The 19,558-nt window shown below is 62.4% G+C and carries 11 protein-coding genes; 3 read left to right on the top strand and 8 right to left on the bottom strand.

The window, feature by feature from the left end:
• Positions 1-67: 67 nt before the first annotated feature.
• The 6 genes from AMD14_RS13275 to rsmD all read right to left on the bottom strand — a co-directional run bounded on the left by AMD14_RS13275 (position 68) and on the right by rsmD (position 6,145).
• On the bottom strand, positions 68-1,828 hold the full coding sequence (locus AMD14_RS13275; protein ID WP_011051647.1) for a glycoside hydrolase family 9 protein: 1,761 nt from the start codon (positions 1,826-1,828) through the stop codon (positions 68-70).
• 289 nt (positions 1,829-2,117) lie between these two features.
• Positions 2,118-3,896 (bottom strand): gamma-glutamyltransferase, encoded by a 1,779-nt coding sequence (gene ggt, locus AMD14_RS13285; protein WP_011051648.1) that lies wholly within the window; start codon positions 3,894-3,896, stop codon positions 2,118-2,120.
• Complete coding sequence (locus AMD14_RS13290) at positions 3,893-4,177, bottom strand: YfhL family 4Fe-4S dicluster ferredoxin (protein ID WP_003489796.1); 285 nt, start codon at positions 4,175-4,177, stop codon at positions 3,893-3,895. Before AMD14_RS13290 ends, ggt begins: the two co-directional genes overlap by 4 nt.
• 231 nt (positions 4,178-4,408) lie before the next feature.
• The gene (locus AMD14_RS13300) at positions 4,409-4,906 is read right to left on the bottom strand and encodes a hypothetical protein (protein ID WP_005931897.1); all 498 of its coding nucleotides are present in this window, start codon (positions 4,904-4,906) and stop codon (positions 4,409-4,411) included.
• 46 nt (positions 4,907-4,952) lie between these two features.
• Entirely contained in the window at positions 4,953-5,459 is a 507-nt protein-coding gene (gene coaD / locus AMD14_RS13305; protein ID WP_005917071.1) for a pantetheine-phosphate adenylyltransferase, read from the bottom strand.
• Complete coding sequence (gene rsmD, locus AMD14_RS13310) at positions 5,456-6,145, bottom strand: 16S rRNA (guanine(966)-N(2))-methyltransferase RsmD (RefSeq protein ID WP_029829133.1); 690 nt, start codon at positions 6,143-6,145, stop codon at positions 5,456-5,458. The genes coaD and rsmD overlap by 4 nt, the downstream gene beginning before the upstream one ends.
• A 173-nt stretch (positions 6,146-6,318) precedes the next feature.
• Here rsmD and htpG point away from each other — a divergent pair, with 173 nt between their 5' ends.
• The 3 genes from htpG to AMD14_RS23495 all read left to right on the top strand — a co-directional run bounded on the left by htpG (position 6,319) and on the right by AMD14_RS23495 (position 13,621).
• Positions 6,319-8,223 carry a molecular chaperone HtpG gene (gene htpG / locus AMD14_RS13315; RefSeq protein WP_015463341.1) on the top strand — a complete coding sequence of 635 codons (1,905 nt, stop codon included), beginning with the start codon at positions 6,319-6,321 and terminating at the stop codon, positions 8,221-8,223.
• A gap of 299 nt (positions 8,224-8,522) precedes the next feature.
• Positions 8,523-13,301: a DUF4329 domain-containing protein gene (locus AMD14_RS13320; RefSeq protein ID WP_011051651.1), complete on the top strand. Its 4,779-nt coding sequence runs from the start codon at positions 8,523-8,525 to the stop codon at positions 13,299-13,301.
• On the top strand, positions 13,298-13,621 hold the full coding sequence (locus tag AMD14_RS23495) for a hypothetical protein (protein WP_015463343.1): 324 nt from the start codon (positions 13,298-13,300) through the stop codon (positions 13,619-13,621). Before AMD14_RS13320 ends, AMD14_RS23495 begins: the two co-directional genes overlap by 4 nt.
• Before the next feature lie 75 nt (positions 13,622-13,696).
• Here the strand turns inward: AMD14_RS23495 and AMD14_RS13325 are convergent, their stop codons facing one another.
• Positions 13,697-16,072, bottom strand: a complete 2,376-nt coding sequence (locus tag AMD14_RS13325; protein ID WP_011051652.1) for a glycoside hydrolase family 127 protein — start codon at positions 16,070-16,072, stop codon at positions 13,697-13,699.
• 145 nt (positions 16,073-16,217) lie between these two features.
• The gene (locus tag AMD14_RS13330; protein ID WP_011051653.1) at positions 16,218-19,112 is read right to left on the bottom strand and encodes a TonB-dependent receptor; all 2,895 of its coding nucleotides are present in this window, start codon (positions 19,110-19,112) and stop codon (positions 16,218-16,220) included.
• Positions 19,113-19,558: the final 446 nt, after the last annotated feature.

A 19,558-nucleotide genomic window follows, 5' to 3' on the forward strand; every position in this document is an offset into this window, starting at 1 on the left:
CGGCGCTACGCGCCACCTTCTCCCGGAGGAAGAAGGCAAGCGTTCTGTCGCGCTGAAAACGCCCGCCTCAGCGCGTCGACGCCTCGATCGCCGCGCTCACATACACCAGCGGCGCATTCCAGTTGATCGCCACCTCGTTGGTGGAGTAGCTGCAGAAGTTGTCCAGGTACGACAACGCCGGCCGTTTGGAGGGATACGGCACCTTGCACTCCTTGGCATCCTGCTGCCCCGGCTGCGGGCCGCCGACCAGCCAACCCGGTACCGGCGCTTCGATACCATCGGCCTCGGAGGGGCGGTGATGGATATGCATCGGGGTGCGTTTGCCTATTCCCGTAACGAAGGACAGCCCCAGCGGATTGCGGCCCAGGATGTAGTCCAGCTGCGATTGCGCCGCATCCAGAAATTGCCGCTGCTGCGTCAGCCGGTAGCCCTGTAGCAGCATCATCGCGCGGTTGAGCCCCCCTGCGTTGCTGCCCCACACGAAATCGCCATCGTTCATCGCCAGCCGCCATGCCGATGATTGCCAGGTGTCGGCCAACTGCTGTGCCAGGCCGGTGATCTCCCGTGCGATCCGCGCGCGATCGGCATGCGGCGTGAGTTGCTCGCGATGCCCGGCCAACGACATCCAGGCCAGGCCACCGACATTGCCCCACGACGGCACGGTGGCCGGCACGTTGCGCGCGATCATCGCATCGTAGAACCCATCCTCGCCGGTGGCGATGTACAACTCGGCCGCCGCCCAGGCGAATTCGTCGTCCAGGTGCGCATCGTCGTAACCGCCGGTGCGCACGTCGCTGGGCTGCTGGTAGATCACATCCGGATGCTGCTTCGCCCACGCCCACGCAGCACGCGAGGCTTTCAACATGCGCGCCGACAGACCCGGATACTGCTGTTCAAACGGCGCATACACGCGGCTGGCCACGGCCATCACCGCAGCGAAGTCCAAGCTCGCGGCAGTCGTCTTCATCACCACGTAGCGCTGCTGCGTGGCCTGATCCGGCATCACCAAGCCATCGAACTGCTTGTCGGTGAGCTTGTGGTACACGCCGCCATCGGCCGGGTCCTGCATGGCGAGCATCCAGTCCAGATTCCACCAGGCCTCCTGCAGGATGCCGGGCACGCCGGGCACATCGTCGGGGATGGTCAACGGTTTGGATTTGAAGAACGCCGGATACTGCTCGTAGGCCGCCAGCAAGGTGTAGGTGCTGATGCCGGAATTGACGACGTACTTGTTGTAGTCGCCCGCGTCGTACCAACCTTTGGGCGCGCTGATCACGCTATCGGTTGGACGCGTCGCAGACGCTGCGGACCGATGGATGCGCACCTGCGTATCCGGGTGCCCGGCCGCGCGCGCATAGCGCCCGGCGTAGCGTGCCGGCAGTGCGGTGCTGGCACGGTTGAAGTAGAACGCCTTCAACGCTGCATCGACCAGGGGCTGGTAGGCATGCGCGTTGATGGCGAAGGTTTCCGATGCCGGCAGCCCGTCGACCTTCAACCGATAGGTCCCGGCCGCACGCAGCCCGGAAAAATCCGCCACCCGCGCCTGCTGACCGGCCGGCGACCACAGCGCGGCCGGCTGCAGGATTCCCTGCAACACGCTGCGTCCCTGTGCATCTTCGACCGTGAAGCGGTCCGAACGGTTCGCGGCGCCCTGCGGCGGCAGCCCGACGATCGCCAGTTTTGCCGAGCCCGGCAGATAGCCCAGCTGGTTGACGTGGATGGCGTCGCTGGCCGCCATGGCCTCCTGCCTGCCGGGCGTCTCGGCAGCGCAGGCGAGCACTGGCGAAACGACCATCAGGCTGGTGAGCAGAGTCTTGAAGATAGTCATGCCGCGATGGTCGCCGCATTATCTTGCAGCGACAAGTCCAATGCCGGCATAGCCGATGCGTCAATCCGCATCGCTGCGGTAATGCGCCCGATGCACGGATCGCCTCGCACGCAGCCATGCCGCGCTCATCATCACTGCATGCCGCCGATCAACTGCATGCCGGGCTGGCGGCAAACGCGCCACCCCGGGCAACCACGGTCGCATTGCATCTGCGGCGATCGATCGAAACAACGGACAACGCCCGGCCGCGTTGCCGGCTACCGGGCGTCAACGCAATGGGCTTCACACCTTAGTGTGCCGCAGTGTCCAACTGCACTTGCGCCTTGCCCACCGGGTTGCGCGGGTCGCTGCCGCCGCTGAGCACGTTGCTGCGCTTGTCCCACTCCACCGTTTGCAGGTTGCCCCACACATGGCTGGAGCCGCGGCCGCCTTCGGCGGTGTCGCCTGGCAATTCCAGCGCATGCCCCATCGCTTGCAGGCCCTTGGCGGTCTGCGCCGAAAACGCGTCGGTCTCGGCATCGATCACGTCCGGCAGCCACTGGTGGTGATAACGCGGCAAGGCGCTGACCGCCTGTGCATCCAGGCCGGCGTCATAGCCCAGGATCCCCAGCAGCACCATGGTGATGATGCGGCTGCCGCCCGGGGTGCCGAGCACGATCGCCTTGTCGGCCGATTCCATGAAGGTGGGCGTCATCGAGCTGAGCATGCGCTTGCCCGGCTTGGGCGCGTTGGCGGCGTAGCCCATCACGCCGAAGGCGTTCGGGGTGCCGGGCTTGAGCGCGAAGTCGTCCATCTCGTTGTTGAGCAGCACGCCGGTGCCCTTGGGAATCAGGCCCGAGCCGTACAGCAGGTTCACGGTCTGGGTGGCGCCAACGCGGTTGCCTTCGCCATCGATGATGGAAAAGTGCGTGGTCTCGTCGTCTTCCAGCGGCGTGGGGTTACCCGACAGCAGATCGCTGGGGGTGGCCTTGTCCGGGTTGATGGTGGCCCGCAGGCCTTGCGCGTAATCCTTGCTGGTCAGCACACGCTGCGGCACGTCCACAAAGTCCGGGTCGCCCAGGAAGAAGGTGCGATCCCGATAGGCGCGACGCATCGACTCCACCACCAGATGGGTGCGATGCACGTCATCGAGCATGTTCAAATCCCAGCCTTCCAGAATCTGCAGCATCGCCGCCAGCGCAATACCACCGGACGACGGCGGCGGCGCAGTGGTGATCTTCCAGCCGCGGTAGTCGAACTGGATCGGCGCGCGCTCCTTGACACGATAGCCGGCCAGCTCGGCCGCGCTCCACTGGCCGCCGGCCTGCTTCACGCCGGCCAGCAGCTTCTTGGCCGTTTCGCCCTTGTAGAAGCCGTCGAACCCCTTGTCGCCGAGCAGCTGCAGCGTATGCGCCAGCTCCGGCTGCTTGAAGATCTCGCCTTCGGCAATGGGCTTGCCGCCGCGCAGATACACCGCGCGCGTACCGGGGTAACGCTCCATCACCTCGCGTCGCGAGGCATAGCCCTTGGCCATGCGCGCGTAGACCGGGAAACCTTCCGTGGCGATGCGAATCGATGGGGCCAGCGACTGCTTGAGCGGCAGGCGGCCGTGCTTGGCAGCCAACTCCACCAGCGCTGCGGGCAGGCCCGGGATGCCCGCCGACCACGGGCCGTTGACCGAGCGGTCGCGGTCCAGCTCGCCCTTCTTGTCGAGAAATTGCGCTTCTGTGGCCGACGCGGGCGCGGTTTCGCGCGCGTCCAGCATCACGTCCTTACCGGTCTTGGCGTCGTGCAACAGGAAGAAACCGCCGCCGCCCAGCCCCGAGCTGATCGGCTCGACCACCGCCAGCGTGGACGACACCGCCACCGCGGCATCGAATGCATTCCCGCCTTCGCGCAGGATCTGCAGGCCGGCATCGGTGGCCAGCGCATGGCCGCTGGCGATCGCCGCGCCGGGCGGATGCGCGGCAACCGTTGCGGTGGTGGCCGTCGCCGGCTTGGCGGCATCGGCGCACCAGGCCGCTGGCGCCAGCACAAAGGCCAGCAGCAACACGCCGCGCGAAGAAAAACGTCGGGAAAAAGTGCTCACGGGGCGGGGGGCTCCTGTTCGTACAATTCGGGGTGATCGCGCTGCAACTGCATCAGCTTGGCCAGCAACTGATCATGGGTTTCCGGAATGGCCGGATCCGGGTCGATGCATTCGACCGGGCACACCACCACGCACTGCGCTTCGTCGAAATGGCCCACGCACTCGGTGCAACGTGCCGGATCGATGACGTAGATGGTTTCGCCCATCGAAATGGCCTGATTCGGGCACGCCGGCTCGCAGACGTCGCAGTTGACGCAGAGCTCGTTGATTTTCAGAGACATATCGGCACTACGATGCGACGCGACACAGCGCGCTGCAACCGCAGGCGCTGGAACGCAATGTACTGCCGCAGCCCGGCGTACGTGGCGCGCAGGGGCAGGTGGACAACGCCGTGGGCGCTGTCGGATACCGGCCTGACGCGGCCGGCTCCGGTGGACTGCGAACTCGGCAGCATGGTGCATTCCCAGGCTGCGGCCGGATGCGCCCTCCCGCGCACCCGGCCTGGTACGGCATTACTTGGCTTCAACGAAGATGTATTCCGCGCCCTTGGGCTGGACGATGGTCTGCACACGGGCGTTATCGGCGGCGTTGCCGATGAACAGCACGCGCACACCCTTCATCGAGTCCGGTGCCACGTCCTTGAACGCTGCATCGATCAGGTCGGCCATCTTGCTGGACGCCGACGAACCGAAGGCCAGCATGTTGCCCGGCTGCACGCCGCGCGCCAGTGCGGTCTTGACGCTTTCCAGCTGACGCTCGTAGCTGCCGGCAAATTCGGCATCCGACTCCGGCGGCAAGTAGTACAGGAACGGGCTGTTGGTGGTGGTGCCCAGGTTCTGGCCGACCACTTCCTGCAGGTACTTCTTCCAGCCGGCGTTGTCGTCCTTGGCCGGTGCGGTCAACGGGGCCGGTGCGGCGGCCGCGGTCGGCGCCGGCTCTTCCTTCTTGCAGGCGGTGACCGCCAGAGCGGCGATCGAAGCGAGCGCCAGAGCGCGCATGGTGTGTTTCATGAAACTCCTCCCTTTGAAATGCGTGTGGTGATGTAACTGCAGATGATCAGGCCTGCGCGCGGGACTGCCGCACCTGCCGCAAGGCCTCGACAACCGATGCCGGCACGAAGCCGGACACATCCCCGCCCAGCCGCGCGATTTCGCGCACCAGCGAGGACGAGATGAAGCTGTATTGCTCGGCCGGGGTGAGAAACAGCGTTTCCACCTCCGGGATCAGATGGCGGTTCATGCTGGCCATCTGGAATTCGTATTCGAAGTCGGACACTGCGCGCAGGCCGCGCAGCAGCACGCCGGCGCCCATCTCGCGCACGAAATGCGCCAGCAAGGTATCGAAGCCGCGCACTTCCACATTGGCATGCGCCGCCAGCGCTTCCTGGGCCAGCGCCACGCGGCGCTCCAGCGACAACGCCGGGCCCTTGGAGGGGCTGTACGCCACGCCCACCACCACCCGCTCGAACAACGGCGCGGCGCGATTCACCAGGTCGATATGCCCATTGGTGATCGGGTCGAAGGTACCGGGATAGACGGCGGTGCGGCTATTGGCAACGCTCATACGGAGACTACCGGGGTCGGATCGCTCTTCAGTGTAGCAGCGGCCCGGCGGTACAGCGCATAGCGCACCTCACGGGTGGCGCCCTCGCGGTGCAGGTGCCAGCCGGCCGGCAGCAGCGGCGGCGCATCGGCGGGCGCTTCCAGGTAGAGCCAGGCGTCGGCAGCCACATGCGCCGGCAGGCGCTCCAGCACAGCCGGCCACAGGCCGGCCGCGAACGGCGGGTCGACGAACACGATATCGGCCAACGCTGCGGGCGCACGCTCCAGCCAGCGCACCGCATCCTCCTGCAGCACCTGGACCTGCGTGGCGGCATCCAGCCGGGTCACGTGCTCGCGCAGCCGCTGCACCAGGCCGGGGTCGCGTTCGATCAGGGTGGCATGCGCGGCGCCGCGCGACACTGCCTCCAGACCCAGCGCGCCCGAGCCGGCGAACAGATCCAGCACGCGCGCGCCGGGCAGGCGCGGCATCAGCCAGTTGAACACCGTTTCGCGCACCCGGTCGCTGCTGGGGCGCAGGCCAGGCAAGCTGGGCACTGCCAGCCGCGTATTGCGCCAGCGCCCGCCCACGATGCGCACCTGCCCTTCCGCGCCACGCGGCGCCGGACGCTGCGGGCGGCTCATCGCCACGCACCTGTCGAGGGCGGGCGGGTACAGCACGGCAGCAGCGCAGTTGGCGACATGGCTCAAGGCAGGACGAACGGCCGGCCATGATACCGCCGCCATCGCCGCGGCCGCCCTACCCCGCGCCAGCCGCCGCGCGCGGCACATTCGCGCAGGCCCGCCTTGAAAAATCGGTAGACGGCCGCATCCCCAGGCCATCGGCCGCGTTGCGGCCTGGACCACCACGGAGCACGACCCCAATGACCGTTGAAACCGATAAGCAGACGCTCGGCTTCCAGACCGAGGTCAAGCAGCTGCTGCAGCTGATGATCCATTCGTTGTACTCGAACAAGGAAATCTTCCTGCGCGAGCTGGTCTCCAATGCCGCCGACGCCGCCGACAAGCTGCGCTTCGAAGCCCTGGTCAAGCCCGAGCTGCTGGAAGGCAGCGGCGAGCTGCGCATCCGCGTCGACTACGACAAGGACGCGCGCACCGTCACCATCGACGACAACGGCATCGGCATGAGCCGCGAGGATGCGGTCTCGCACCTGGGCACCATCGCCAAGTCCGGCACCGCCGATTTCCTCAAGCACCTCAGCGGCGACCAGAAGAAGGACGCCAACCTGATCGGCCAGTTCGGCGTGGGCTTCTATAGCGCGTTCATCGTCGCCGACCAGGTGGACGTGTATTCGCGCCGCGCCGGCCTTCCGGCCAGCGAAGGCGTTCACTGGTCCTCGCGTGGCGAAGGCGAATTCGAAATCGCCAGCGTCGACAAGCCCGAGCGCGGCACCCGCATCGTGCTGCACCTGAAGGAAGGCGAAGAATCGTTCGCCGATGGCTGGACGCTGCGCGGCATCCTCAAGAAATACTCCGACCACATCGGCCTGCCGATCGAGATGCGCAAGGAGCATTACGGCGAAGCCGCCGACAAGCCGGCAGAGCCGGAGTGGGAAGCGGTCAACCGCGCCAGCGCCTTGTGGACGCGCCCCAAGTCCGAGATCAAGGACGAGGAATACCAGGAGTTCTATAAACACGTCGCGCACGACGCGGGCAACCCGTTGGCGTGGAGCCACAACAAGGTCGAAGGCAAGCTGGAATACACCTCGCTGCTGTTCGTGCCCGGCCGCGCGCCGTTCGACCTGTACCACCGCGATTCGGCCAAGGGCCTGAAGCTGTACGTGCAGCGCGTTTTCATCATGGACCAGGCCGAGCAGTTCCTGCCGCTGTACCTGCGTTTCATCAAGGGTGTGGTGGATTCGTCGGACCTGTCGCTCAATGTTTCGCGCGAAATCCTGCAATCCGGCCCGGTGGTCGATTCGATGAAGTCGGCGCTGACCAAGCGCTCGCTGGACATGCTGGAGAAGCTGGCCAAGGACAAGCCGGACGACTACGCCACGTTCTGGCGCAACTTCGGCCAGGCATTGAAGGAAGGCCCGGCCGAGGATTACGCCAACCGCGAAAAGATCGCCGGCCTGCTGCGCTTCTCCTCCACGCACGACACCACCGGCGCGCAGAGCGTGGGCCTGGCCGACTACGTAGGTCGTTTGGCCGACGGCCAGGACAAGCTGTACTACCTCACTGGCGAAAGCTATGCGCAGATCAAGGACAGCCCGCATCTTGAGGTGTTCCGCAAGAAGGGCATCGAAGTGCTGCTGCTCACCGATCGCATCGACGAATGGCTGATGAGCTATCTCACCGAATTCGACGGCAAGTCGTTCGTGGACGTGGCACGCGGCGACCTGGACCTGGGCAAGCTGGATTCGGAAGAAGACAAGAAGGCGCAGGAAGAAGTCGCCAAATCCAAGGAAGGCCTGGCCTCGCGCATCAAGGCAGCGCTAGGCGACGACGTGGCCGAAGTACGCGTCTCGCACCGCCTGACCGACTCCCCCGCGATCCTGGCGATCGGCCAAGGCGACCTGGGCCTGCAGATGCGCCAGCTGCTGGAAGCCAGCGGCCAGGCGGTGCCGGAAAGCAAGCCGGTGTTCGAATTCAACCCCACCCATCCGCTGATCGAAAAGCTGGATGCGGAGCAGGATATGGATCGCTTCGGCGACCTGAGCCGTGTGTTGTTCGATCAGGCGGCGCTGGCTGCAGGCGATAGCCTGAAGGATCCTGCGGCCTATGTGCGGCGGTTGAATAAGTTGTTGTTGGAGTTATCTGCTTAATCTTAATCAGCAGCGGTGATATGCAAACAAAGACCGGCCTGATGGCCGGTCTTTGTATTTGAGTATCTTCATGGGCCTTTAAAAATCATCTGTCTCGCCAATCGCTCCAGGACCAAATCTCGCCGCTGAATAGCCTCGTTCTGACGAATGGCTGCCGTCTACTCTGCTCCAGCACTGGACGCTGTGAGAACGAGAGCGTAGGCTCCGACGCGACTGCATGGATCGTTGCGTCAAACAGGAAGTGCTCCCGCCGGCCAAGCCGACAGGAGACTTAAAGGCTCATATCAAAGGAAGATTGCATGGATAAGGTTTCCCAGGGAAACAATTCCGCATTGCACTGGTGTCTTGCCAAGCTGCCCATCGTCATGGCGAGAGTGGTAGTCTGTTCGATCGCCTATATTGCATCAGTTCCAATCGAGCCAGTTCGCGCGCAGGCGTTGCCACCCGCCGAATTCTGCATCTCGGGAGGATGCTATCCGACTCAGGTGGAGGCACTGGCAGCGTTGGCGGCCAGCACGCGATACGCCGGCGTCGGACAGTATCTCCAACACACATTCACATCTGTGACCAATCCGCTTACGGGGCAGCTTTCGCTCCGTTACGACGTTTTGGACCGTCCAGCGAAACAAATTGCCGATCCGATCTATACGGTTGACATGGGTGTCCATGGCCAAGGCAATCCTGGCTGTGCCGCGCCGCAGGATCCAAATTATTCGACATATTGCACGAACGAGGGTGAGCTGATTAGCGCTGCGTTAGCGCATCTTCGTACTCGCATCAAAAGTGGATGCAGCCTCGACCTCGGAAAAACAACCCGCGACTACAACACCACCAACCTCGGCTTGAGCGGAAATGCCATCCGCTACGGTCAAAAAGACTTCAGCAGCGAGACCACCTGCACCGCATCTAACGGCGCGGTGACGAAGGGAAAGCTCAATTGGTCGATCTACAAGCGACGCCTGATTTCGTGTGAGTCTGGACTTTCCCCCAACTTCGGCGGCGGCTGGACCGATAGCGAGCTTCCGCAGGCGCTGATGTGCGGATCTAGCGCGGATTTCTCGTTCATGTCCGCCAGAGCGAGCCAGGTCTCGAGTTGCTCCACCGCAAACCCCTGTCACCCCACCACTGGCGACAAAACGCGGACCGAAACCGACTTCATGTTCGCGGGGAAACCCTTTTCCAGGTACTACCACTCACTCGCTCAATTCCACGATCGCGACAATCCTTTTGCGCTTGGCTGGTCGCATAGCTACAGCGACTATCTGGTCTCAACCGACACGTACTCTCCCGTCTTGATAGATGCGCAGGGGAACTACGAAAACTTCGTCAAAGTGGACGGAAACATTTATCGAGGAGCAAACTCGAATCGCATTATGATTTATCTAAATACGCCAGAGGCGCAGTATCGGCTCTTCGAGGCTTCTGGTGAGACTCGGGACTTCAACCGCGACGGTGCGCTGCTATCCGTACGAAATGCAGCAACCCCCTCTAATGACGTCACACTCTCTTACATCGAAGAACAATTGACTTCGGCGACCGATGCGTCCGGCAGAAAGATCCAATTCAACTACGCACTTGATCGCCTTCGGTCGATCACACTTCCCGATGGCAGCCTGATCAGTTATGAATATGATCGCGACTCAAATCTCACCGCAGCAGATTATGGCGATGGGAGCGTAAAGCGCTATCACTATCACGAGCAAGGTCTTGCCGACCCTAAATTGATACATCACCTCACCGGCATAACATCGGAAGATGGGCGTCGCTATGGCACGTTCAATTACGAACCCTATGGCCGCATCATTGGTAGTGCTTTGGAGTCAGGAAGCGAACAGGTGGACGCCGTCTCGCTTAGCTATGATAGCTCGACGACAACCAGCGTGACCTATGCACTTGGCGAAAAGAAGATATTCAGTGCAGGATCCGGCCTGTATCGATCGCTGGAGAACCTCGCCAGTGAAGCTGGCAGCGACAAGAATACTTACCTTGCCGACGGACGCTTGCAATCGAAAACCGATCGCGCGGGAACCGTCACGAAGTACGAGTACCAGCCGACATATCTATCCGCAATCGTCAAGGCTGCGGGGACCGCACAGCAACAACGCGAGGAGTTCGTTCGCGATGTTGCCAAAAACGCACTGCTCGAACACCGGATTTACGACCCCAAAGGCAAGTTACGCCAGTCCACCGTCCTTACCTACAATGGACGTGGTCAGCAAATTGCCCGGACACAAACAGACGCTGTCACCGGTGTAGTGAGAACCTTACGCAATGAATACTGCGAACAAGCAGCTCTCGATGCGGGTGGCTGCCCTATCCTGGGGCTGATCACAATGTCCGATGGCGCCCGCACAGATGTACCGGATACGACTGCCTACACCTACTACGGAAGCGACGATAGTTCGTGCGCTGGAGCGCCCACAACTTGCCCGCATCGCAAAGGCGATCTTTGGAAAGCCACCAATGCACTTGGACAGGTGACAGAGTATCTCGCCTACGATGGCGCAGGCCGTCCGCTTTCCATCAAGGATGCAAACGGTAACATTACCGACTACAGCTACCACCGTCGCGGCTGGTTGACGGCAACCAAAGTGCACGGAACCGATGCAGCGAGCGACTTGGACGACCGTATCACCCGCATCGACTACTGGCCCACCGGCCTGATCAAGCAAGTCACGCAGCCTGACGGCGCATTCGCTGCTTTTACGTATGACGGTGCGCATCGCCTGACCGATATTGCCGACAATGCCGGCAACACGCTGCACTACACCTTGGATAACGCCGGAAACCGAATCAAAGAAGACACTCGGGATGTCGCCGGAATGCTGAAACGTACGTTATCGCGCGTCTACAATCAGCTTGGGCAACTCAAGACCCAAGCGACCGCTGCAAGCGATCCAACCGACTTTGCTTATGATGCGAAAGGCAACACCGTCGCAGTGAACGACGCCCTGGGCACCGCCGCGCTGGGCGATTATGACCCGCTGAATAGGCTCTCACGCACGTTGCAGGATGCCAACGGCATCAAGGCAGAGACTAAGTTTGCCTATGACTACCAAGGTAAACTAGCCAAGGTCACCGATCCGAAGGGGTTGGGCACCACGTACGAGTACAATGGATTCGGCGACCTGACAAAACTGGCAAGTCCAGACACCGGCGTAACCGCTTACACTTACGACAGCGCTGGCAACCGCGCCAATCAGACTGATGCGCGTGGGGTTATCACGACTTACGGCTATGACGCGCTCAATCGCCTGACCAAGCTGACCTATCCAAAGCCAACCGATGGCCTGGATATCAATTACACCTACGATATCGTGCCCACCGTCTGCGCGCCTGGCGAAGCATTTCTCATTGGCCGCCTGGCTCGCATGAGCGATGGCAGTGGGACCACCGAGTACTGCTACAACGCGTTTGGCGATGTAACCCGCAAAGTGCAGACCAGCAACGGCAAGACATTAGTGCTGCGCTACGACTACACCGTCGGCGGCCAGCTGCGGCGCATGACCTATCCGGACGGCGCGGTGGTCGATTACCTGCGTAACGCGCAAGGCCAGACCACCGAAGTCGGCGTTACCCCGGCTGGAGGCGGCCGGCAGGTGCTGCTGGGCAATGCCAGCTACTACCCGTTCGGCCCGGCCGCCGGCTGGACCTACGGCAATGGCCGCAGCCTCGCCCGCCAGTACGATCTGGATTACCGCCCGCAGGCCATCCAGGACACCCGCCCAGGTGGGCTGGAAGTGGGCTTCGGCTTCGACCCGGTGGGCAATCTCACCGCGCTCACCCCAGCAGGCAATCCCACGCCGGAGATCGGCCTGGGCTACGACACGCTCGGCCGCCTCACAGCCCTCACCGACGGTGTCACCGGAACCGTCATTGACGGCTATAGCTATGACGCCACCGGCAATCGCCTTAGCGCCAAGGTTGGCAGCGTTACACAGGCTTACACCTATCCAGCGACCAATCATCGCCTGAGTGCCGTAGCAAACGTGGCGCGAACTTACGACAAAACGGGAAATACGCTGACGATCGGCGGCAAAGCGAGGGAGTTCTCCTACGACGCATCCGGTCGCATGAGCATGGCCAAGCGTGCAGGCGCGCTGGTGATGAACTACCGCTACAACGGCCGTGGCGAGCAGGTACGCCGCTTCTTAGGCACCACCAACGCCTACACGCTCTACGATGAAGCTGGCCATTGGCTGGGCGACTATGACAGCAACGGCGCCCCCAAGCAGCAGGCGATCTGGCTGGATGATCTACCAGTCGGCCTGCTGGCCAACGCCAACGCGCTGCACTACATCGAACCCGATCACCTGGGCAGCCCGCGCATGGTGATCGACCCAACCCGCGATGTGGCGGTGTGGACATGGAGCTTGAAGGGCGAAGCGTTCGGCAACACCGCGCCGAATCAGGATCCTGATGGAGATGGCGCGGCGCTGGTATTGGATATGCGCTTCCCGGGGCAGCGGTTTGACGCGGCGAGCGGGTTGAATCAGAACTACTTCCGGGACTACGACACTGCTACCGGACGGTATGGACAGAGTGATCCGATTGGATTTAACGGAGGTATCGGCACTTATGTTTATAGCCTCTCAAGTCCATTCCGTTGGTCGGACAAATTTGGCCTGCTTCCAGGTGATTGTTACAGGACAGAAAATTTGGCAGCAGCTCAGGCGCTTAAGGACATCCTCCCGGCATCGATAAGAGAAGATTTGGAATACGGCGGCTGGGTATATCAGAAACCGAACGGGTACTATAGTTACACGGCGCCACAACGCGGTCTGACATCTTCAGTGAACCCTGGCCCGCGGCCAGATGGAGCAACTGGCGCGTACCACACACACGGAGATGTAACTCCGGGCTATTTGGGAGAAGCGTTCTCAAAGGCTGACACAAGAATACCCTATGGGGATGCGGCCTACTTAGGAACTCCCTCGGGCAAGTTATTGAGATTTTCCACTTCAGGCTCGCCTTACAGTGATCTCCCTGACGCGATTTCGAGCTCCGGCTGTGGATGTGACGGCAACAACAATAAGCTCCTGGAATTTCTCAGCAATGCATTCGGATGGCAATTATGAAATTCAAATTCTTCATGCTATTTTTATCTTTATTCTTAGCCGGCGTTTCTGGCGCCGAACCCAATGATGCAGAAACCATTAAAGCGATTGAAGCGGCAAGCAAAGATTTTCAAGATCGAATCATAGCCATGTATCCGCCCAGCGGCGAGTACTCAACACTGAGAGAGCTTGACTCATACGCCATGGGAATTTCCCAAACACCTTCAAAAATAGTAGTCGTCTTTTTAGTGGACAGGCGTTTAGGAATCATAGGCGGCGGCGGCGAATACACGCTAAGTAAAAAAGACGCGAAAATTCTAAGCTTCAAGGGGTACGAATAAATTCGCCCCCCTCTTCCTGCTTCCCGATGTCTCGTAGCAGCTCGTCATACGAATAACATGCGCTGGCTGCAACACTCAAACCGACTCCAACACCCAACACCCAAACGCAGGCCCGGCCGAGTAGCCTTTCTCCGGTTCGATTCGGATCTGCAAGGTGGCGCGGCCGGCCACTGCTGCCGGCAAAGCGTAATCCACATCGACGAAATCCAGGCCGCGGTTGCCATCCAGGCGTTCGTTGGCGATGAGTTCGCCGTCGGCGAGGATGCGGAAGCGGCGGCGGGTTTCGTCGCCCCAGTAGCGCAGGCGCAGGATGCGGGCCTGGGCGGTATTGCGCAGGGTGAAGGCCATGAAGCCGCCGGTACGCACGTCGCGGCCGGGCCGGCGGCGGTAGCTGAGCGGGTTGGAATTTTCCCCCTGCAGTGCATGCGCCTTTTCGGAGGCTTCATCGCCCAACGCGATGCGATCGAGTGCGCGGGTGTCGAGTGCGTCTTGCTTCGCCTCTGCTGCCGCCTGTTCGGCCTGGCGTTGTTGCCATGCGGCGGCGTCGCGGTGTTCCAGGTAGACCGCGCTGCGGCGGTCGAACTGGGCGTAGAACGGCGAAAACTGCCACTGCTGCGCGCCATCGGTGTAAACGAAGGCTGGCTTGCCCGGCGCTGGCTGCAGGCGTTGCAGAACTTCCTGGCCGCCGATCAATGCCGGGGTCTTGCCCGACCACGGCTTGGCGGCATCTCCCAGATCCACGGCGAGCACCAGCGGGCCGCGCAGCACCGAGACCCAGGCGGGATCGTCCGGGGTGGATTCCAGGCGCAGCGGCATATCGAACGACAGGCTCAGGGTATCGCCGGGCTGCCAGACGCGCGTGATGCGTAGATAGCCATCGCTGGCGCTGCCATCGACAGGTTGGCCATTGAGTTGCAGGTGCGGTTGTTGCGCCCAACCCGGCACGCGCAGTGCGAGCGTGCGTTGCGCTGGCGGCGCGCCATCGATGCGCAGCGAGGCGCTGCCCTGCTCCGGCAAGGCGCTGTGCAAGGTCATGTTTAGCCCGGCGGCGTCGCGCACCGTGGAGGGCACGTATAAGTTGACATAGACGCCCTGCCCGTCCTGCCAGTAGATGGAATCGCCGAACTGCGCGTGCGCTTCCATGCCGCTGCCGACGCAGCACCAGAAATCGTCGAACGGCGACGACCAACCACGCGCTTCGCCGGCCAGCAGCGGCGTCATGTAGGTAAACATGCCGGTGCGTGGATGCTGCTGTGCCATCACATGGTTGAGCAGCGTGCGCTCGTAGTAATCGAACAGCTCCGCCTGCGGGCCCCATTGATACAGGTGGCGGGTGAGCTTGAGCATGTTGTAGCTGGCGCAATGCTCGCAAGTCTGTTCGGTAAGGAATTTCGAGATGCTGTCCGGCTGCTGAAAATATTCGCGGTCGCCGTTGCCGCCGATCACATAGGTGTGGTGGTCGGCGACGGTGTGCCAGAAGAAGCGCGCTGCGGCGCCCGATGCGGCATCGCCGGTGACTTCGTACTCGCGCGCCAAACCGATCAGCTTGGGGATATTGGTATTGGAATGCTGGTGCACCAGTTCGTCGCGCTGGGCGATCAACGGGTCGAGCACGGCGTGATGATGCAGGCGCTGCGCCAGTGCCAGCCACTGCGCATCGCCGGTTTGCACATGCAGTTCGACGAACGATTCGTTGAGGCCGCCGAATTCGCACGACAGCACCTTTTGCAATTGCGCGTCGTCGAGCGCAGCGAAGACGCCCTGGAGGTAACCGGCCAGAGCCACCGCGACCTGCAGCGCCTGCGCATTTTCGCAATGCGCATGCACGTCGAGCAGTCCGGCGAACAATTTGTGCCAGGTGTACAGCGGCGCCCAGCTGCCGTTGAGATAGAACGGCGCCGGGTCGATCTTGCCGCGCTTGAGCTCGTCGAAGACCGCGCGCCCGCTCTCGATCTGCCCGGCTGCGTTCTTGCGTGTGAAGCCGGCCACATAGCCATCGCCGGCATGCGCCTGGCAGCGCGCCAATTCGCTGACCAGATACCCGGTGCGCGTGCGGCACTGCGTATCGCCGGTTTGCGCGTGCATCAGTGCCAGCGCACTGAGATAGTGGCCGAGCGTATGCCCGGCGATGGTGTCCGCTTCCCAACCGCCATAGGCTGGCGCCTTCGGGTCGAGGCCGGCGTACAGCACGAAGTTGTGCAACAGCCGGTCCGGCTGCAGCCGCATCAGGTAGCGCCGGTTGGTGTGCAGCGCATCCAGGAACAACGATGGCGTGAGCCGGACCTGGGCAAGCGGCACCGCGCGCACGCTGCCCGGTTGCGCAGCGTTGGCCTGGGCCGGAAAGCGCAGGAAGCCTGCAGCAACTGCCAGGCTGCTCCAGGCCAGAAAGCGCCGCCGCGACAACGATGGCGTGTGGTTGCAGGTCGGTTCGGGTGCATGCGTTTCCGTCATGGGATCAGCTTAACTCCTGAAAGCGCGCACGCATGCGCGCGTGGTCGCGACAACGTGATCGCAGCTCCCCTGGCAATGCTGGCCGTGGCATGGCATCTGCGCGACCGATCGCACCCGGCCGCGCAGCGCCGCAACAACGGCGCACTCAGAACTTCACCGTCGCACGTGCCCAATAGAAGCGGCCGAGCAGATCGTAGGTGGCCACGTCGGTGTTCGCATTTCCCACGTTGTTGGAGTAATACAACGGCGGCTGCTTGTTGGCGATGTTGTCCACACCAACTTCGAAGCGCGTATGCCATGGCTCCACGTTATAGCCAAGCTGCAGGTTGTTGTAGACGTAGGCGCCGATATTGCGTACCACGGTCGGTTCGCTGGCATCGGCCGACAGGCTCTGGTCCGGATCCGAATTGCCGATGGCGGTATGCCCCACATAACGGATGCGCCAGGTGGCGCTCCAGTCGTCCAGTGCCCAGTTCACCGTGCCCAATGCGCGCCAGCGCGGGAAATTGCCGTAGGCCTGGGTGTAGCGGCCCACGTTGTGGATGGTGACCGAGCTGGGGTCGGTGGTGTCGGGCAGCACGTCGTAACGGGTGAGATAGGTGCCGTTGAGGCCGGCGGTGACATTGCCCCATGCCATCGCAGGCAAGCGATAGGTCAGGTTGAAGTCCATGCCCTTGGCCCATAGCTTGCCCAGATTGACGGTGGGCTCGGCGATGTAATTGATGGTGCCGTTGCCGTTGCGATGGATCAACGCGCAGAACGCGCTGGCAGAGTTGGCGAAGCACTGATTCAGCACCGTCTGCGCCGACACCGTGGTGATGGTGTCTTCCAGATCGATGCGCCACCAGTCCGCGCTCAGCGACAGGCCGTCGATCCATTGCGGGTCGTAGACGAAGCCGACGTCGTAGGACTTGCCGGTTTCCGGCTTGAGCTGGTAGCCCGCCACTGCCGCGCCGGAGACCTTGCCCGACACCTGCCCGTCCGATTGCTGGTAGCTGCCATCGGTGGGCACATTGGCGCAGGCCACCGTGTTGCCGCCGGTGTAGCCGTTGCACGGGTCGTTGACGGTGGCCGCGTCGCCGGCCACGCCGGCATACAGCTCGTTGATGATGGGTGCGCGAAATACCTGCGAGACGGTGCCGCGCAACAACAGGTTTTCGATGGGGCGGTATTCCAGCGAGAGCTTGCTATTGGTCTTGCTGCCCACCGAGCTGTAGTCGGAAAAACGCGTGCCGATCGTGATGTTCAGCGCATTGATGCCAGGCAGATCCTTGAGCAGCGGGAACAGTGCTTCGGCATAGGCTTCCTTGACATCGAAACTTCCGCTCAAGCTGGACGAACAGAATTCGATCACCCCGCACAGGCCGTTCTCATCGCCGGTCCACAGCGGGTCCGAGGCAGTGGTGGAGCGTTCCTTGCGGTACGACATGCCGGCCGCCAGGCTGGCCTCGCCGGCCGGCAACGCGAACAGCGTGCCGTTGGCATTGGCCTCGAATTGCTTGACCGTGTACACGCTGGTGACGATGGGGTTGACCACCATGCCCTGCAACGTGGCCAGGTTGGAGCTGTCGTTGAGGTTGAAGAAATTCAACGGCGTGCAGCCGGCAATCGCTGCGCCTGCACTGCCGCACTTGACCGTGCCGTCGCTGTCCAGGAACGATGGGCCGATGGCCTGATTGAACGCGGCATAGTCGAGAAAGCCGTTGTTGATCGACTTTTGCTTGACCTTGCCGTAATTGAAGGTGGCATCCCACTGCCAGGAACTGTCGCCGAAGCGGCCGCGCAAGCCGGGGCTGATCTGGAAGTTGTAGGTGTTGTACTGATAGCGGCGATTGCCCAGCACGGTGGCGCGCGTGTTGAGGTCGTTGTAGGAGGTGCCGGTGCTGCGATCGGTGCCGAAATTGACGCCGAACGGGTTGTAGTAACTCTGCGCCGACACCAGGATGTTGTCGCCATTGGAGAAGATCGGAATCGGCGCAATGATCGATGCCGATTCGGTTTTACTGAACCAGGTGTTGACGTAGCCCTCGACGCTGTCGCTGAAGCGGTACGTGCCCAGCAAAAAAGCGTTGGTGCGTTTTTGCGGGGTCTGCAACAGGTTGAATGGCTGGTAGTTGTACGAGTCTGCGCTGGCGTTGTAACAATGGAAATCGCCCGGGCCGGCGCGGCCGCTGACACCGCTGTTGAGGGTGACGCGCCCGCAGCCATTGGATTGTGCAAGCAACTGCGATTGATCCGACCCATCATTGAAGTTGACCGAGCCGGTGGGCGTGGCGGAGGAGCCCTGCTTCACCGGTTGGCCATTGGTCAGCGCGAGCGCGTCCTTGGAGTAATCGCGCGCCGCTGCCGAGACGGCATCGATGTTGTGATACGACAGGCCGCCGATCAGGCTGCCGCGCTCCCAGGTCTTGCCGGCGGTCAAGGTGAAGTTACGGCGGTTGCCATCGCCCTCGCTGCTGGTGCCGAAGTCGCTGCTGAACTGCACGCCGTCGAAGCGCGAGCGCAGGATGAAGTTGACCACCCCGCCGATCGCATCGGACCCGTACACCGCAGAGGCGCCGTCGCTGAGCACCTCGATGCGTTCGATCATGCTGGAAGGAATGGCGTTGACGTCGTTGTAAGCCAGGCGGATGCCGTTGACCAGCACCAACGTGCGCTTGTCGCCCAGGCCGCGCAGCGAGATCGCCGAGGCGCCGGTGCCGCCGCCGTTGTTGGTATAGGGATTGGTGGCATTGCCGGCGATGGATGGCAATTCCTGCAGCAGATCGCCCACGGTCGCCTTGCCGGTGGCAGCGATCTGTTCCTGGCTCACGGTGACCACCGGATTGGCGGTTTCGGTATCCACGCGACGCAGGCGCGAGCCGGTGACGACCACGCTGTCCAGCGTCTGCGTCGCATCGCCACCAGCAGCCTGCTGCGCAGACACCGGCGCAACGGCACCTGCCGACAGCACCAGCAACAGCGCGGTAGTGAGCATGCTCGGTAACGGCCGCGTGGTGGCGCTGATCGTGCGGGAGAGAGGCAACGGCAACATCGGCATGCAGGGCTCCTGAGTGTTACGAAAGACAAACCGTGGGCAATACCTGCCCGTGCCGGCGTACAGCGGCGCAGGGCGACATAGATGGCAGACGCACGCTGCAGCGAAACCGCTGGCAACGGTCGTGTTGCAGACACGCAGACAACATGCGACGCAGGCGACCGAACAGTCGCGCGGCAACGCGTGTTGCAGGAAGGTGGTGCATTCCACACTGGATGCGCTTATGCGCTCCAGTTTTCATCAGTTGGTCACAATGTGCCTGTGCGCAGACGCTACGTCTTGTCGCATTTGGCGAACGCGCATGCGGAAAACAGCATGGTTCGCAACTGAACGATCAAGCGTGGCGGCAGGAGCGCGCTCGAGCCCGCACGCAATGCGCACGGCTGTGCGCGATTACGGTGCGGATGAAGCCGACAAGGATTCGCGCGCGAACCGGCGCATCGAGCTCG

Origin of the sequence: Xanthomonas citri pv. citri, from assembly GCF_000961215.1 — a bacterium.
Lineage (GTDB): Bacteria > Pseudomonadota > Gammaproteobacteria > Xanthomonadales > Xanthomonadaceae > Xanthomonas > Xanthomonas cissicola.